The organism is Pantoea sp. SOD02 (assembly GCF_024707505.1).
GTDB lineage: Bacteria > Pseudomonadota > Gammaproteobacteria > Enterobacterales > Enterobacteriaceae > Pantoea > Pantoea symbiotica.
The window spans coordinates 1705687-1722629 of sequence record NZ_CP102604.1 but is presented as its reverse complement, the minus strand read 5'-3'; the positions used below and the strand labels follow the sequence as shown (position 1 = coordinate 1722629).

Genomic DNA, 16943 nt, shown 5'->3' with positions numbered 1-16943 from the left:
CATGGATTCTCAACGTGCTGCCGCACTGTGGCAGCAAATGTGGCAGGGATTGCGAGGCGCGGACCCGCTTCCCTCGCCTACTTTTCTCCAGCCCGACACCTTTTCCTCTGCCTTTGCCGTCAGCGAACTTGCGGCCACCAGCATTGGTCTTGCCAGCCAGGCACTGAGCGATCTGCTCGGCCGGGCCGCGCCGGTCAGCATCAATGTCCGTCTCGCCTCGCGCTGGTTTCAGCACAGCCTGATCCCGCTTAATCGACCACCTGCCGCGCTGTGGGATGAATTCGCCGGTGATTACGCCAGCGCCGACGGCTGGATCCGCCTGCACACCAACGCGGCTCATCATCGTGCGGCGATGGAGCGCGTGCTCGGCCAGCATGCTAATCGTGCCGCACTGGCCGATGCAGTGGCACGCTGGCCCGCCGCTACGCTGGAACAGGCCGTGATTGATGCTGGCGGCTGCGCCGCGCAGATGCGTAGCGAAGCGCAATGGCTGCAACATGCGCAAGGCCGCGCCGTGCAGCAGGAAGCGCTGATTGCCCAACAGGCCACCGACGCTGCACCCGCGCCAGCCTGGCTATTATCGCCCGCGCGGCCACTGCTCGGCGTACGCGTATTGGATCTCACGCGCATCATCGCCGGTCCGGTGGCGACGCGTTTTCTCGCCAGCCTCGGCGCGCAGGTGCTGCGTATCGATCCGCCCGACTGGCACGAACCAACGCTGGAAGAGGAGATCACCTGTGGCAAACGCTGTGCGCGGCTTGATATCAAATCCCGCACCGGGCGTGAACAGCTGCGCCAGCTGTTGCAGCACAGCGATGTGCTGGTACACGGTTATCGTGCCGATGCGCTGGAAAAACTCGGGCTGGATGCTGAGACGCGCCGCAAACTCGCGCCGGGCTTAGTGGATGTCAGCCTCAATGCGTGGGGCTGGAGCGGGCCGTGGCGCAACCGCCGCGGTTTCGACAGTCTGGTGCAGATGGGCTGCGGCATCGCCGAACAAGGCATGCGCTGGAGCGGCAATAACAAGCCAACGCCGCTGCCGGTGCAGGCGCTCGATCACGTCACCGGTTATCTGATGGCTGCGGCGGTGCTGGAAGGTTTACGTCAGCGGTTGAACAATGGCGTTGGCTGGCAGGCGCGCTTATCGCTGGCGCGCACCGCTCGGCTGTTACAGCAGTTCGGTGCCGCGCCGGAGAATGTGCAAAACGGTATCCACGCGCAGCACGATGACGCGTTGAGCGCGATAGAGATTAATCAGTGGGGAATTGCCGAGAGATTGCGTGCCGCAGCGTATTTGCCCGGCACGCCAATGATCTGCGCGACGCCGGGCGTGAAGCTCGGCAGCAGCGCAGCCAGCTGGTAACGGTTAGGCCTCGTCGCCCTGCTCTTCGTTCAGCTCGTCGTACATCGCCTGAATCGCCTCACGGCTTAGCGCCGCCAGCGTGCGATAAAACGCCGTGGTAGCATGCGCTTCCACTTTGCCGAGGAACGCGCCGCACCACGGCAGCAGATAATCATCAAACAGCGCCAGCTGCGCGGCGGATTCATCTTCCGCTGACTGATCTTCCAGCCACGATGCTGCCAGCAGCAGCACGCCAAAATGATCGGCGGGTGCTTCGCTCAGCGGCATGCCGCGCGCGCTGAGAAATGCACGCACGTCCGCTTCAGCAACCCCGTTCGGCCACTGAGATGCGTACGGCGGCACGCTGCAGTCGCTGCCAACAAACAGCGCGTTGTAGTCGGCGGCCAGCGCCTGCGGATCGCTATTCTGCTGCAGGCGCGTCAACAGTTCATCCTGCTCCAGCGGCCACTGCTGTTGCAGTTTGCCTTCACGCAGCAGAGTGAACAGTGGCACCAGCAGCGGATCCTGCGGCTGGCGATTAAACAGCGAGCCGATGACGCGGCAGAGAATGGAAAACTCATTCATGCAACAGAATTCCTTGAGGCAAAAAAGTTAAAAATCAGCAAATTCGGCAATCGTTTTACCGGTGCGCAGTTCGAGGAAATCGAGCAGGCGACGCGGCGTGACATTTAACACGCGATCTTCAGGAAAATCCACTTCGCTGGTGATGCGCAGGCAGTGTTCGAAATTTCCCAGCGTAAACGCCGTATGCGAATCGGAGCCAAATGCCAATTTACCCCCCGCATCGCGCACCGCTTCGGCAATAGCGCGACAGTTCGGTTCGCTGCCGAGGCGCGAATGGGTAAAGGAGGAATTGTTGATCTCCAGCGCCACATCGTAATGCGCGGCGGCTTCGGCTATTGCGCGGATATCCACCGGGAATTTCGGGTTGCCCGGATGCGAAATGATATGCACCAAACCGCCCGCCATCGCCGCAATCATCGCTTCGGTGTGATGCTTTTTATCACGCGGTGCATAAACCGGCTCGTGGAAGCCCGCAACGATCAGATCCAGCGCATCGAGCATCGGGCCGCTGCAATCGATCTCGCCCTGCTGATTTTTGATGTTAGCTTCAATACCGCGCAGCACGCCAACGCCATCAATCACCCGCGGCCAAATGCGCATGTTAACGAAGTGCCAATAGTGCGGCGCATCGGCCATATCCGGACCGTGATCGGTAATCGCGAACAGCTTCAGGCCGTTCTTTTTCGCCTGCGCCACATAATCATGCAGCGTGCTGTAAGCATGCGTGCTGGCAACGGTGTGCATATGTAAATCAACGGGATACATCTTCATCTCCTGACCCAATGTGAATTAATAACCGCGCTGGCGATCGACCAAACCACCCGGCTGTTGACCTTGCTCCAGAGCAAGTATGGCATCCGCAATGTAATCCATCGCCTCGGCTGGCAAGGTAATCGCTGCAGTATGTGGCGTGATTGTGACATGCGGATGAGACCACAACGGATGATCGTGCGGCAGCGGCTCGGTCTGGAACACATCCAGCGCGGCGGCGGCCAATTGACCGCTGTTCAGCGCCGCCAGCAGATCGGCTTCCACCACATGCGCACCGCGCGCCAGGTTAAGGAAACAGGCACCGTGCGGCAACGCGCTGAGCAGCTGACTATCAATAAGGTTGGTGGTTTCCGGCGTGGTGGGCAGCAGATCGATCAGCACCTGCGTGCCCTCGAGGAAGGCATTGAGTTGATCGCGGCCATGGAAGCTTTGCACGTCGTCGATGTGCTTCGGCGAACGGCTCCAGCTGCGTAACGGGAAGCCCCATTGACGCAAACTCTCCAGCACGCTGCGGCCTAACACGCCCGCGCCGAGCACGCCAATGGTGAAGTTCTCGCGATCCAAACCATCCAGCTCCTGCCACTGCCCCTGCTGCTGCAGTTGACGGTATTCCGCGAAACGGCGGAACCAGCCTAGCACGCACCAGTTGGCGTACTCCTGCATCTGGCGCGCCATGCCGGTATCTTCGAGGCGGAATAACGGCACGTTGTCAGCCAGCATTTGTGGATTGTCACGCAGCTGCTTGAGGATCTCGTCCACGCCCGCGCCCATGGCAAACACGCCTTTCAGTTGACGCCCCGCCAGCATCTCAACCGGCGGCGAACGCACCACAGCGTAATCGGCCGGCGCGTTGTCGCCCGGCTGCCAGTAACGCACGCGCGCCTCAGGTAAACGCTGATGCAAACCTTCCAGCCAGCCCTGCGGCGCCAGCGACGGGTGATACCAGATAATCTCCATTCGACTCTCCTTTTTTTTGCTTCAGCCTCAGGCAAATAGCCGAACAGGGCAAGCAAAAACCTTAGCCTTGATGCAATTTCTCGCGTGATTAATTCCGGGCGCTTCACATTTCCACCGCTGTACAAGGCTAAGCGGTGCGATTGCGACTAAAGTTGTTCGGGTGGTCAATGCGTTAGCACACCACCTTTTCGGACAAGGAGAAAAACCGATGATAAAAAATGCCGTATTCACGCCCGCGCGTCTGACCTTTTTACTCAGCGCCGCGTTGCTGGCCTCTGCCAGCGCCGCGCACGCCGATGACCAAAGCCGCATGCTCAGCAACCAACCGCAGCCGCCAGATGTGCGTCTGGGACCGCTTTTCAATGCCGTGCAGCAGGCGAAATTTTATCCGGACCAGAAAACCTTCGCCGATGCGGTGCCGAAATCTAATCCCTCTTCGATTCTGGCCGACTGGCAGATGCAGAAAAGCCAGCGCAACTTCGATCTCAAGCATTTTGTCGACAGCAACTTCACGCTGCCAAAAGAGGGAGACAAATATGTGCCGCCCGCCGGGCAAAGCCTGCGCGAGCACATCAACGGTTTATGGCCGGTGCTGACACGCACCGCGCAAAGTGCCAGTCAGTACGATTCGCTGCTGCCGCTGCCGAAACCTTATGTGGTGCCTGGCGGCCGATTCCGCGAAGTCTATTACTGGGACAGCTACTTCACTATGCTCGGCCTGGCGGAGAGCGGTCACTGGGATCGCGTACAGGATATGGTGGATAACTTCGCCACCGAACTCGATAAATATGGCCATATCCCCAACGGCAACCGCAGCTACTATCTCAGCCGCTCGCAGCCGCCGTTCTTCAGCTTGATGGTTGACTTGCTGGCAACGCACAAAGGCGACGATGTCTATCGCCAATACTTGCCGCAGCTGCAGAAAGAGTACGATTACTGGATGGCGGACAGCGACAAAGTTGCAGCCGGCCAGGCCAGCAAACGCGTGATTAAACTTAGGGACGGCACGCTGCTTAACCGTTACTGGGACGATCGCGATGCACCGCGCACCGAATCCTGGCTTGATGACGTCAACACCGCGAATAAAGCGCCGGATCGTAATAAGCAGCAGGTTTATCGCGACTTGCGTGCTGGCGCGGCATCAGGCTGGGATTTCAGTTCGCGCTGGTTCACCGATGCGCACAATCTGGCGTCGATTCGCACCACGCAGCTGGCGCCGGTCGATCTTAACAGCCTGATTTTCCACCTTGAACAGGCATTGTCTAAAGCGTCCAAACTGGATAAGCAGGATGACAAAGCCAAACAGTTCGCGGCGGATGCCGAGAAACGCCAGGCGGCGATCAATCGCTATCTTTGGGATGACAAAAAAGGCTGGTACGCCGATTACGATTTCCAGAAGAAGCAGGTTCACTCGCAGCTGACCGCCGCCACGCTGTTCCCGCTCTATATGCAGGTGGCGAGCGATAAGCAAGCTGAGCGCACCGCTTCCGCCGTCGAAAAACAGCTGCTGAAACCGGGCGGCCTGGTGACTACTACGGTGAATAACGGCCAGCAATGGGATGCGCCAAACGGCTGGGCGCCGCTGCAATGGGTCGCGGTGGAAGGTCTTGAGCATTACAAGCAGCCGAAACTGGCGCAGCAGATTGGTCAGCGCTTCCTGCAGAACGTGCAGGCAACCTATGACAAGGAGCATAAGCTGGTCGAGAAATATGTGGTTGAAGGTGCGCAGTTGGGCGGTGGTGGCGGCGGTGAATATCCGCTGCAGGACGGCTTCGGCTGGACCAACGGTGTGACGCTAAAGCTGCTCGATAAGTACTGTCCGAAAGACAAAACCTGTAATAACGCCGGTGATATCCCCAATATGCCGGTTTTGAGTAGCGCGAAGTAACATATTTCCTGATCCATACGTAACCGTCGTAGGGTCGCCATTTATGGCGACCATTAAACCAGGTGCGCATTAATGCGCACCCTACAACCTCATATGCTTGCACGCTAATCCCGCCCTGCCTGTGCATTTTCCTCACAACCCTCTTACAACAAACTCACATCTTGAAACACTCGCGACAAAAGATAATAATTCTCAATCTAATATCGATAGCTATTCCCATTAAAATATCAGGAACCTCTCATGACCTCGCTGTTTACCCTTAACCGTGGCCGCGTTCTGTGCGCGCTTGCGCTGGCTTTACCCGCTGCAAGCTTCGCCGAAGAGTCGATTGTCGTCACGGCGCAACCGCAAGAGAGCGCCACCACGCCGACGCAGGGCTATCTCGCCACGCGGAGCAGCGGCGCCAGCAAAAGCGATCAGCCGCTGATTACCACGCCGCAGTCAATTTCGGTGGTAACGCGTCAGCAGATGGAAGATCAGGGCGCGCAGGATCTCAATCAGGCGCTGGGTTACACGCCGGGCGTGTTCACCAACTTTGGCGGTGCCGCCACGCGTTACGACACCATCGCGCTGCGTGGTTTCCACGGCGGCGATGTCGACAACACCTTCCTCGATGGCCTGCGCGTAATGAGTGACGGCGGCAGCTTCAACATCCTGCAGGTGGACAACTGGTTCCTTGATCGCATTGATGTGATCAAAGGTCCCTCCTCCGCGCTTTACGGCCAAACGGTGCCGGGCGGGTTAGTGAACATGGTGAGCAAGCGTCCGCAGTTTGCCGAAGAGGGTCACTTCCGCCTGTCGAGCGGCACCAACGCCACCAACAGCGCCGCCTTTGATTACACCAACGCCATCAACGATCAGTGGGCGTTTCGCTTAACCGGCATCACGCGCAACAGCGATACCCAGTACGATCACACCCGCGAAGAGAAATATGCGATTTCGCCACAGCTGATGTGGCAGCCAAGCGAAGACACCAACTTAGTGCTGCGCGCCTATCTGCAGAAAGATCCATCCGGCGGCTATCACGGTTCGGTACCAGCGGAAGGCACGCTCTACAGCCATAACGGCCGCAAGTTGAGCGACAGTTTCTACGAAGGTGACAGTTCGCTCGATCAGTTCAAACGTCGCGAGCAGATTTACAGCTATGACTTCTCACACCGCTTCAACGAAGTCTGGTCGGTCTACTCCACCGGCAGCTACAGCCACTCGAATACCGATCTCGATCAGGTTTATCAAATTGGCTGGAACGCAACGAATCCTGACCTGCTGAACCGCTACTACTCTGGCGAGCGTTCATCACTGAGCGCATGGGCTAACGACAACCGCTTGCAGGCTGATTTCGCTACCGGCGCGGTGCAGCATCGCGTGACGTTGGGCGCAGAATACCATCGCTATAAAAACGACATCACCGAAGCCAGCGGTGCCGCCAGCGCGCTGAATGCGTGGAACGGCGAAGAAGTGGGCATCATGCCGGACTTCGACTGGACATCGCAGACGCGCCGCTACTATCAAACCGGTTTGTATCTGCAGGATGAGTTGCAGCTCGATCGCTGGCATTTGGACTTATCGGGACGCTATGACCGCATCGTGTCGGAAAACGGCACCAGCCGTCGTCAGGACGATCACATCAGCGGTCGCGCCGCACTGCTGTATGCCTTCGAGAACGGCATCTCGCCATACGTCAGCTGGAGCCAGGCGATTACGCCGGCCTCGTTAACCGATCCGCAGGGCAATCAGCTGAAACCGACTACGTCTGAGCAATATGAAGCGGGCGTGAAATATCAGCCGGTGGGCACGCGCGATATGTACTCAATCGCCGTGTACGATTTGACTCAGGACGATGTCGCCAACCGTAACGTGCTGGACGGCACGTACACGCCTTCGGGCAAAGTGCATTCGCAGGGCATTGAACTCGAAGCCCGTAATCAGCTGACGCAGCGTTTCAGCACCATCGCCGGCTACACGCTGAACCATCTGCGCTTCAAAGATTCGGTGGACGGTAACGATGGCCATACGCCGTATGTCACGCCGAACAGCATGGCATCGTTGTGGGGACATTATCAGTTTGACTACGGCTTGAGCGCCGGCGCCGGTGTGCGCTATATCGGCAAACAGTGGGCGAATAACGAGAACACCACGCGTCTGCCATCCGTGACGCTGTTTGATGCGTCAGTTCGCGCCGATCTGGGCGCATGGAACTCACAGCTGAAAGGCGCATGGCTGCAGGTGAATGCCAACAACCTGACTGATAAAAAGTATCTGGCCGCTTGTTATGGCACCGGTTACTGCTATCGCGGTGCCGAGCGTACTGTGATGGCTACGGTGGGCTACGACTTTTAATCAGACATAAAAAAATCCGCCATCCTTTACGGAATGGCGGATTTCATCAAATCTCTATGCTGTTAACTTCGTACTTTACGGTAAATCCACAGCACCACAATGGCACCAATCACGGCCACCACGAAGCTACCGAAGTTGAAACCGTCAACTTTACCGAAACCAAACAGGGTACTGATCCAGCCACCGACAACCGCACCAACCACACCCAGAACCACGGTGATGATAAAGCCGCCGCCATCTTTACCCGGCATAATCCACTTCGCGATAATCCCGGCAATCAGACCAAAAATAATCCATGAAAGAATACCCATGTACTGCTCCTTACGTTATTAATCAATGTGTTCACCGCCTCTAGTATAGACGGGATTTTATGATCTGCCTCGCAACTTACCGCAGTAAATAATCGTTAGCTAACTAAAGGTTAGCGCAGCAACGCCGATAACTGACGAACAGCATTGTCAGTCGTGAAAATAACAATCGGATAAGTGGAGCAGGACGTGGGAGAAGCCGATAAAGAACAATACCTCAAGCGAGGCACGTTAGCGGTTTTGGGCGTGATGAAGGATCTGTTGCGTTTTCAAACCCCGTTGATGGTGAATTTTTCGCGCGGTCAGTTTATCAGCCGCATGCTGTCAGCCGATGAAGATCAGGTGATCTTTGACCTTGGCAGCAACGCGCTGGATAACGATTTAGCGCTGCAAGGTGGTGAAGTGAATATCTTTGCCGAAACGCACGGTGCCAAAGTCGAATTTAGCTTAATCGGTTTACAACGTATCGAATTCGAAGGCTTGCCCGCTTTTGCTGCGTCGCTACCCGAACTGGTGTGGCAGATTCAACGTCGTGAGTTTTTCCGCGTCAATGCGCCGCTGGAGCCGGTTTTTTATTGCCACAGCCATTGGCCGGATGGCAGCACTGCGCGCTTCCGCCTGCAGGATCTGTCATTGGGCGGCGTAGGCGTGCTGCTGGACGAAGCGCTGCCAGAAGGCCTCAATCGCGGCGATACCTTTAAAAAGCTGCGCGTTGACCTGGCTGAGTATGGCCACTTTGAGGTGACAGCACAGCTGCTGCACATTGGTGAGCGCACCATGGTGACCAGCAAGAATGAAACCCGCGTCACTCCGCGCCTCAGCTTCCGCTTTACCGCCATCGAACCGATTCAGGAACGCCAGCTGCAGCAGGTGATTTTTGCGCTGGAACGTCTGGCGCGCGACAAGGCCAACCGTTTCCAATAGCTTCGTTCAATTTTATGGCGTAATGCTTGTCAGCCAGGCGTGAATCGGTCGCCATGAATGGCGACCCTACAAAGGATTGGCGCGTTTTTCGTAGGGTGCGCATTCATGCGCACCTGCATACATATGTAGATTAATGCTTAACTGAGCGGCTTTACGCCACTCATGGCGACCAATCCCCCAGATCCACACAAAACCGCACCCATCAATGCGGCTGATAACGGCAACGCGCCACCGCATCCAGCCAACCGTGATAATTCTCCTGCATGCTTTTCGCCTGATCTTCACGCGGCGTGATCACGCTGCCGCCCTGCAACGCCTGCATCTCACTGCCCTGCTGCCACCAGCCTAAGGTGCGGCCCGCTAATAGCGCGGCACCCAGCGCAGAAACTTCGGCCGTCGGTACGCGTTTCAGTGGCCGCTGCAACACATCGGCCTGCATCTGCATTAACCAGCCGTTTTCCGTGGCGCTGCCATCCACGCACAGCGCAGGAAGTTGCACACCGCTGGCCTGCTCCATGGCAAAAAACACGTCGGCGATCTGGAAAGTGATCGATTCCAGCGCCACGCGCGCCAGCACCTCCGGCGTTGCCGCATCGGTCAAACCACACACCATGCCGCGCGCTTTCAAATCCCACCAGGGTGCGCCGAGACCAGAGAGCGCCGGTACAAAATAGATGCCCTGGTTGTGTTCGCTGCACTGCGCCAGCGCGGTGAGTTCTCGTGGATCCTTGATGCCCAGCATGCGGCCCAGCCACGCCGCACCGGAACCGGTGTGGGTAATGTTGCCTTCAAAGGCATAGCGCAACGTGCCGTCGTGCCACGCCACCGTGGTGCTAAGGCCATTTTCCGTCAGTAGCGGCGTTGCCATCGACATCATCAATGACGAACCGGTGCCGTAAGTGGCTTTGACCACCTCTTCGCTGCCACTGCGCTGCGCTTGCAGCGCGGCGTGCGAATCGCCGATGCGCGACAGAATTGGCGTGCCAGGCGCTAAACCGGGAATATCGTTACGTGTCACTACACTCTGCTCGCTGGCCGAGGGCACAATCTGCGGCAGTGCTGCACGGGGAATATGGAACAGCGCTAACAGTTCCTCGTCCCAATCGCCGCTGTGCAGGTTGTAGAGCTGGGTGCGCGCCGCATTCGCATGATCGGTGACAAAGCTTTCGCCGCCGCTCAGCTGCCAGCTCAGCCAGCTATCCACGGTGCCGATACAGAGTTCACCGGCCTGCGCACGAGAAAATCCGTTCGGCAGCGCGGCCAGCATGCCGGTGAGCTTACCGGCCGGAAACATCGGATCGACCGCCAATCCGGTAAGCCCAGTGATGCGCGGCGCTTTACCCGCCACACGTAAATCGCGGCAAAACGCCTCCGAGCGGCGATCCTGCCAGCTGACCAGCGGTGTCAGCGGCTGACCGTTATGTCTCTGCCAGATCAGCACCGATTCGCGCTGGTTGCTGATCGCCACTGCCGCAACTTGCGCACCCGCACACTGCGCCAGACAATCGCTCACCGCTTGTTTCACCGCCTGCCAAATCGCCAGTGGATCCTGCTCCGCCAAACCCGGCTGAGGATGTTCCAGCGTCAGCGGCTGGCTGCCGCGCGCCACCACGTTCCCAGCACGATCGACCGCAATCGCTTTCGCGTTGGTGGTGCCTTCATCAATTGCCAGTATCACCGAACCTGCCATCTTTACGCTCCTGCACAGATGCGTGCTGCACTCTTCACTACGCTGGCGGCATCAATGCCATGTCGGGCACGGGTTGAGGCGCGATCGCCGGCAATCGCGTATTCGCCATCGGGGATGCCCAAACGCAGCAGCGGGATGCCACAGCCGCCTTCCGCCAGCACTTCTGCCACCAGGCTGCCGACGCCACCGTTGACGTTGTGTTCTTCCACGGTAATTACCGCTGGATAGTGATTTAACAGCTCGCGCAGCTGTTGGGTATCACAAGGTCGAATCGATGGAATGCTGATCACACCCGCTGTAATGCCTTGCTCATGCAGTTGCTCGGCGGCGTGAACCACCTCGTGAACCGTCGAGCCCATCGCCACCAGCACAATGTCATGACCTTCACGTAAAACGTCGATTTGGCCAGGACGGAATTGGTAGTTCTCATCGTGCAGCTGCGGCAGATCTTTACCGTCCAGACGGATATACACCGGCCCGACATGCGCCAGCGCATACTCAATAATCTGGCGGCACTCCAGCGGGCAGGATGGCGCGTAAATTTCGATGTTGCCGAAGCCGCGCATCACCGCAATGTCATCGATGCTGTGATGGGTGCTGGCGAGCGGGCCGTAGCTGGCACCGGCATTCAGGCCAAACAATTTCACGTTAGTGTTGTTGTAGCAGACGTCGACTTTAACCTGCTCATTGGCGCGGGAAACCAGGAACGGCGCGGCGTTGCAGGTCACGGCCACTTTGCCGCCAATCGCCAGGCCAGCGGCGGTACCCACCAACGTTTGTTCGGCGATACCCACGTTAATCAGCCGGTCGGGAAAGGCTTTGATAAAGGGCGCAATTTTGGCGGTTGAGGTGGAATCGGCCACCACCGGCACTAAATCGACGCCGCGATTAACCGCATCAATAAATGCCTCGACCATTACCGTCGCCAGGTGTTTTGCATTACTCATCTTTCAACTCCTCCAGTGCCAACTCAATCTCTTCCCCTTTCGGCACGCGGTGATGCCACTCCGGTTTGCCCTGAATAAAGGAGATGCCGAAGCCTTTTTCGGTGTGCGCCACAATCACCTGTGGCTTGCCGCTGTTGCGCGGCAGGTTTTCGATGGCTTCAACCACCGCCGCCATGTCATTACCGTTGCACTCGCTCACCTCCAGACCAAAGGCGCGCCATTTATCCGGCAACGGATCGGTGTTCATGATGTCGCGCGTGTGCCCCGCCAGCTGCAACTTGTTCTTGTCGTTGATGATCACCAGGTTATCGAGGCCGTAATGCGCCGCTACCAGCGCCGCTTCCCAGTTGCTGCCTTCTGCCAGCTCACCGTCGCCGGTAACGACAAAAATACGTCGATCGCTGTTATCTTTCTTCGCCGCCAGCGCAATGCCGACCGCCACCGGTAAACCGTGGCCCAGCGCACCGGTATTCAGCTCAACGCCTGGCGTTTTTTGGCGCACCGGATGGCCCGGCAGATGTGAATCCGAATGCTGATAGGTCGGCAGCCATTCGGTCGGGAAGTAACCGGCTTCAGCCAGCACGCAGTAATAACCGCCCACCGCATGGCCTTTCGACTGGATATAGATGTCGCGCTGCGGATCGTTGGTGCGATCCGGCGCGCAGTTAAGAATGCGAAAATAGAGTGCGGTGAGGATCTCCACCTGTGAGAGATCGGCACCGGTATGCCCGCCCGCCGGGCTGCCCGCATTGAGCTGAATGATGCGGCGGCGCACGGCGCGCGCTTTCGCTGCCAGATCCGCTACCGAATATTTGAAAGGATTCATAGACACCTCTGAATTTTAAAGCATGGATGAATATTTATTCGTAATGGAGAAAAAAAGGTGCAGACAATCAGCGCCTGCACCCAACCGATTAACTTTTTGCCGGGCTACCGCCCTCCTCAATCAGCGCTTTCTGCGCCACCACCGCCGCTTTCTGCTGCATGCGGCTCTGCATTTGGTCGATGATCACCGCCACGATAATCACGATGCCTTTGATCACCATTTGCCAGAACTCGCTCACGCCCATCATGATCAAACCATCAGCGAGGAAGCCGATCACGAAGGCACCAATCAGCGTGCCGAGAATGGTGCCGCGTCCGCCGGCCAGCGAAGTACCGCCCAGCACCACTGCGGCAATCGCGTTCATTTCAAAGGAGGTTCCGTTCGCCGGATGGCTGGCTACCAGCTGAGACGAAACCACGATGCCGGCAATTGCCGCGCAGAAACCGGAGATGGCATACACCCAGATTTTCACCGACTTCACTTTCACGCCGGAGAGTTCAGCGGCGCGTTCGTTATCGCCAATCGCGTAGACCTGGCGGCCAAACGGCAGACGGCGCGCAACGTAAGCAATCACTAGCGCCAGCAGCACCATCATCCAGATGGCCCACGGCAAACCGAGGAAATAGCCCGCGCCAATTTTGTCGAATCCGGTATTGCCGAGCATTTCATTGCCTTGCAAACCGGGAAAGGTTTCGCCGCCCGAGGTGAGCATCGCCGTGCCGCGCAGGATGTACATGGTGCCGAGCGTGCAGATGAACGGTGCCACGTTATAGCGGGTAATGATCCAGCCATTTGCCGCGCCAATCAGGCCGCCAATCAGCAACACAATCGGTACGATCAGCCAGACGCTGGGGAAGATGGCGATGCCAAACATCGGCAACACAATGCCTTTGGTGATCAGCCAGCCGGCGATCATGCCGCACAGGCCGAGTGTTGCGCCGATGGAGAGATCGATGCCCGCCGTGATGATGACAAATGTGATGCCGAGCGCGAGGAAGGCGTTAATGGCGATGTGTTTCACCATGATCACCATGCTGCCCACCGCGAGGAAATCGGGCACCGTGATAGCGAAGAAACCGACAATCAGAAACAGCGCAATAAAGGTGCGCAGTTTGAGCAGCAGCAATATCAGGCTTTCGCGTGAGTTAAACGCTTTAGCTGGCGATGCGAGCGCGAGCGCGCCGTTGTTTTTCATATCAGAACCCTTGTGCGCTTGCTTTAACCAGCGCCGCCTCTTCCGCTTCAGCACGCGGCAGGTCAGCAGTCAATTTGCCGCCGGACATCACAATGATGCGATCGGCAACGGCCATGATCTCTTTCAAATCAGAGGTGGAGAACACCACCGCAATGCCCTGCTCGGACAGCTTCACCATCATGCGGAACACTTCGCCTTTCGCACCCACGTCAATGCCACGGCTTGGTTCATCCAACAGCAGCAAGCGCGGATTGGTCAGCAGCGAACGGCCAATCACCACCTTTTGCTGATTGCCGCCGCTCAGCGCGCTGATGGCGACATCCGGCGAAGAGATTTTGATCGCCAGATTGCCGACGGTGCTGGTCACCACTTCGCGTTCCGCCTGCTCTGAAATCACCGTGCGATGCGACAGACGCTGCCACAGGCTGGCGATGGTGAGATTGCTCGCCACCGATGAGATGGGAAAAATGCCCGAGCGTTTGCGATCTTCCGGCACCAGACTCATGCCCATACGGATGCGTTCTGCGGTCGGCAGACGCGTCGGCAACGGTTTGCTGTCGAGCCACAGCTTGCCGAGATAGTTACGCTGCGTGCCAAGCAAACACTCAAACAGCTCGGTGCGCCCCGCGCCCATCAATCCGTAAATGCCGACGATCTCTCCGGAACGCACCTGGAAGCTGACGTCATCCACCAACGTGTTGCCGTTCGGGCTGACGCAGGTGATGTGTTCGGCTTCCAGCACCGGCGCACCAAACTGGCGGTCCGGCGGCAGAAAGGTGCCCACCGGTTCGCTACCCAGCATTTCGCGTACGATCCACGGCACGTCGATATCGCTGACCTGCGCTTCGGCCTGAAAACGCCCGTCGCGCAGAATGGTGATCACATCGCCAATCGCCATCAGCTCTTCGAGCCGATGCGAGATATAGATGATGGAAACGCCCTGGCGCGTCAGTTCGCGGATCACCCGAAACAGGATCTCCACTTCGGTTTTGCTCAGCGCCGAGGTCGGTTCATCGAGGATCAAAATGTCGGCGTCCTCCGCCAGTGCTTTGGCGATCTCGACCAGTTGCTGCTGTCCGACCTTCAGGCTGCCAACCTTCTCATCTGGTGAAATAGGCTGATCGAGGCGCTGCATCAGCGCGGCGGTGCGGCGTTTCTGCTCGACTTCATTGATGGGCCGAATGCCGCTCTGAATTTCGCGGCCGAGGAAAATATTCTCCGCCACGCTGAGGTTTTCAAACAGATTGAGTTCCTGATGCACCATGCCGATGCCGTGGCGCGCGGCGTCTCGCGTGCTGTGAAACGCCACTTTGTTGCCGTTGAGGAACATTTCTCCGCTGGTCGGCTGCTGCACCCCGGCGAGGATCTTCATTAGCGTCGATTTCCCCGCGCCGTTCTCGCCGATGATGACGTTGACTTTGCCGCGCCACACGCGGTAATCCACACGATCCAGCGCTAAGGTGCCGGGAAACAGCATCGACATCTGATTGGCCTGCAGAATGATCTCGTCGCTCATCATGGATTCCCCTGCTGCAGCTCAATCGCCACCACATCATCCACCGTGCCTGCGCCCATGCTGACGGCAAGCAGCGCCTGCGCCGGTTTGCCCACCCAGCTGGCATCCACCGCTGGCAGCTGTTTCACCGCATGGCGATTCAGTGCTTTGGTCAGTTGCGCGTATTGCACCTGATTGGTGAACTCTTCAAAGCGGAAACCGGCCGCATCGCGGATGGCGTTGCCGCGCAGCACCGGACCAATCAACACTTTCACCGGCTTGCCGTTGATGGTCATGGTGAGGCTGCGTTCCCGATCGTTGCTGTTGTCAAACGCCGTCACAGTGCCCGCTGCACGCACAAACACGCTTTCGCTGCCGCCGGCTTTGACGGTATGGCTTTTGGTTTCCATATCTGCCCAGCTCAGCGCCTGCTTCTCAGCGGGCTGCTGCACGCGGCTGGCCCAGCTTGACTCCGCGATCTGCTGCGGCGTTTGATCGCTGTAGCCCGGTTTGGCGTTGGGATCTTTCGGCATGATGGGTTTGCCGTCGGCATCCAGATCCACCACGGTGCAGGCGGCTAACATCAGCGTCAGCAGCGCCACCAGCATGCCGCTCAGCGCTTTCCCCTTCATGCCGACCTCCATGTTATTGCGCCAGCTTGAAGGTTTTCAGCTTCGAGGCGTTGCTGTCGTCAATCAGCACGCAATCCATCAGCTGCTTCTCCTCTTTCTGCGCTTTGCCGTTCTTCAGGTAGTAATCCACCTGCTCAACGGCCATCTGCGCCTGATCCCAACCCGGCTGCAGCACGGTGGCTTTGATGTTGCCTTTATTGAGGATGGAGTCGCGGGTGTAATCGCTGCCGTCGAAGCCGACCACAATCACATTGGTTTTGCCCGCCGCTTTCAGCGCCGCTTCCGCACCAAGCGCCATGGTGTCGTTGCCGGAGATCACGCCAACGATATTCGGGTTCTTCTGCAGGATGGTTTCCATGCGGCTGAAGGCTTCGGTTTGGCTCCAGTTGGCACTCTGCTGTGCCACCATTTTCAGATCGGGATAATCATCCAGCACGTCGTGATAGCCCTGCGAACGCACGCCCGCATTGGTATCCGACTCTTTGCCCAGCAGCTCGACGTAATCCCCTTTGCCGTTCAGCAGCTTGGCGAATTTCTCGGCACCGAGCTGTGCGCCCTGATAGTTGTTGGAGACGATTTGCGCCACGGCGATGCCGGTTTTGTTGATTTCGCGGTCAATCAGGAAGGTAGGAATGCCGGCATCTTTGGCTTTTTGCACTGGGCCAACCGTGGCATCCGCACCGGCGTTATCGAGGATGATGGCTTTGGCTTTGCGCGCGATGGCGGTTTCGATCAGCTGGTTTTGCTTATTCACGTCATCATCGTGTGAGGCCACCAGCGTGGTGTAACCGAGCGCTTTGGCTTTTTCCTGCGCGCCATCGGCTTCCGCTTTAAAGAACGGGTTGTCATGCGATGGCGTAATGATGGCCAGCAATCCCTTATCCGCCGCCAGCGACGCCGCTGAGATCATCATGATTGAAGCAAGTAGAGAGACTTTGAGGACAGAGGCTTTCATTTGTTATCTCCGATTGAATATATATTCAATTGCGATTTTATATGCATAATGACTATGCGCTGGCTTTCTGAGCACGTCCATTGCCCGA

At 57.8% G+C, this 16943-nt stretch carries 15 protein-coding genes; 4 read left to right on the top strand and 11 right to left on the bottom strand.

The features are described from left to right. Window position 1: 1 nt before the first annotated feature. Window positions 2-1363 carry a CoA transferase gene (locus tag NR302_RS08025; RefSeq protein WP_258144958.1) on the top strand — a complete coding sequence of 454 codons (1362 nt, stop codon included), beginning with the start codon at window positions 2-4 and terminating at the stop codon, window positions 1361-1363. Between the two features lie 3 nt (window positions 1364-1366). On the opposite strand, the gene NR302_RS08020 is transcribed toward NR302_RS08025, so the two are convergent. Genes NR302_RS08020 through ghrA form a run of 3 tightly spaced genes read right to left on the bottom strand, consistent with a single transcriptional unit; the run spans window position 1367 to window position 3655 of the window. After that, window positions 1367-1927 (bottom strand): molecular chaperone, encoded by a 561-nt coding sequence (locus tag NR302_RS08020; protein ID WP_258144957.1) that lies wholly within the window; start codon window positions 1925-1927, stop codon window positions 1367-1369. 27 nt (window positions 1928-1954) lie between these two features. After that, window positions 1955-2692 (bottom strand): phosphatase, encoded by a 738-nt coding sequence (locus NR302_RS08015; RefSeq protein ID WP_008102746.1) that lies wholly within the window; start codon window positions 2690-2692, stop codon window positions 1955-1957. Between the two features lie 24 nt (window positions 2693-2716). Continuing rightward, window positions 2717-3655: a glyoxylate/hydroxypyruvate reductase GhrA gene (ghrA, locus tag NR302_RS08010; protein WP_258144956.1), complete on the bottom strand. Its 939-nt coding sequence runs from the start codon at window positions 3653-3655 to the stop codon at window positions 2717-2719. Between the two features lie 208 nt (window positions 3656-3863). On the opposite strand from ghrA, the gene treA reads away from it, so the two are divergent. Next, complete coding sequence (gene treA / locus NR302_RS08005; RefSeq protein ID WP_258144955.1) at window positions 3864-5543, top strand: alpha,alpha-trehalase TreA; 1680 nt, start codon at window positions 3864-3866, stop codon at window positions 5541-5543. A 240-nt stretch (window positions 5544-5783) separates the two neighbouring features. Further along, on the top strand, window positions 5784-7883 hold the full coding sequence (locus NR302_RS08000; RefSeq protein ID WP_258144954.1) for a TonB-dependent siderophore receptor: 2100 nt from the start codon (window positions 5784-5786) through the stop codon (window positions 7881-7883). A gap of 62 nt (window positions 7884-7945) precedes the next feature. Here NR302_RS08000 and NR302_RS07995 read toward each other — a convergent pair whose 3' ends face one another. Further along, window positions 7946-8194, bottom strand: a complete 249-nt coding sequence (locus NR302_RS07995) for a GlsB/YeaQ/YmgE family stress response membrane protein (protein ID WP_008102737.1) — start codon at window positions 8192-8194, stop codon at window positions 7946-7948. 186 nt (window positions 8195-8380) lie between these two features. On the opposite strand from NR302_RS07995, the gene NR302_RS07990 reads away from it, so the two are divergent. After that, window positions 8381-9115: a flagellar brake protein gene (locus NR302_RS07990; protein ID WP_258144953.1), complete on the top strand. Its 735-nt coding sequence runs from the start codon at window positions 8381-8383 to the stop codon at window positions 9113-9115. Window positions 9116-9317: 202 nt separating this feature from the next. Here the strand turns inward: NR302_RS07990 and NR302_RS07985 are convergent, their stop codons facing one another. From NR302_RS07985 to NR302_RS07955, 7 genes are all read right to left on the bottom strand, one after another. Continuing rightward, window positions 9318-10805, bottom strand: a complete 1488-nt coding sequence (locus tag NR302_RS07985) for an FGGY family carbohydrate kinase (protein WP_258144952.1) — start codon at window positions 10803-10805, stop codon at window positions 9318-9320. Between the two features lie 2 nt (window positions 10806-10807). Further along, window positions 10808-11752 carry a transketolase family protein gene (locus NR302_RS07980; RefSeq protein WP_101760785.1) on the bottom strand — a complete coding sequence of 315 codons (945 nt, stop codon included), beginning with the start codon at window positions 11750-11752 and terminating at the stop codon, window positions 10808-10810. Next, window positions 11745-12578 (bottom strand): transketolase, encoded by an 834-nt coding sequence (locus NR302_RS07975; RefSeq protein WP_008108197.1) that lies wholly within the window; start codon window positions 12576-12578, stop codon window positions 11745-11747. The genes NR302_RS07980 and NR302_RS07975 overlap by 8 nt, the downstream gene beginning before the upstream one ends. Window positions 12579-12666: 88 nt before the next feature. Further along, window positions 12667-13773, bottom strand: coding sequence for an ABC transporter permease (locus tag NR302_RS07970; RefSeq protein ID WP_061723614.1), 1107 nt, complete (start codon window positions 13771-13773; stop codon window positions 12667-12669). A gap of 1 nt (window position 13774) precedes the next feature. Beyond that, the gene (locus NR302_RS07965) at window positions 13775-15289 is read right to left on the bottom strand and encodes a sugar ABC transporter ATP-binding protein (protein WP_258145170.1); all 1515 of its coding nucleotides are present in this window, start codon (window positions 15287-15289) and stop codon (window positions 13775-13777) included. Beyond that, window positions 15289-15900 (bottom strand): DUF2291 family protein, encoded by a 612-nt coding sequence (locus NR302_RS07960; protein ID WP_258144951.1) that lies wholly within the window; start codon window positions 15898-15900, stop codon window positions 15289-15291. Before NR302_RS07960 ends, NR302_RS07965 begins: the two co-directional genes overlap by 1 nt. A gap of 13 nt (window positions 15901-15913) precedes the next feature. After that, window positions 15914-16855: a D-ribose ABC transporter substrate-binding protein gene (locus tag NR302_RS07955; RefSeq protein ID WP_008108193.1), complete on the bottom strand. Its 942-nt coding sequence runs from the start codon at window positions 16853-16855 to the stop codon at window positions 15914-15916. Between the last annotated feature and the right edge of the window lie 88 nt (window positions 16856-16943).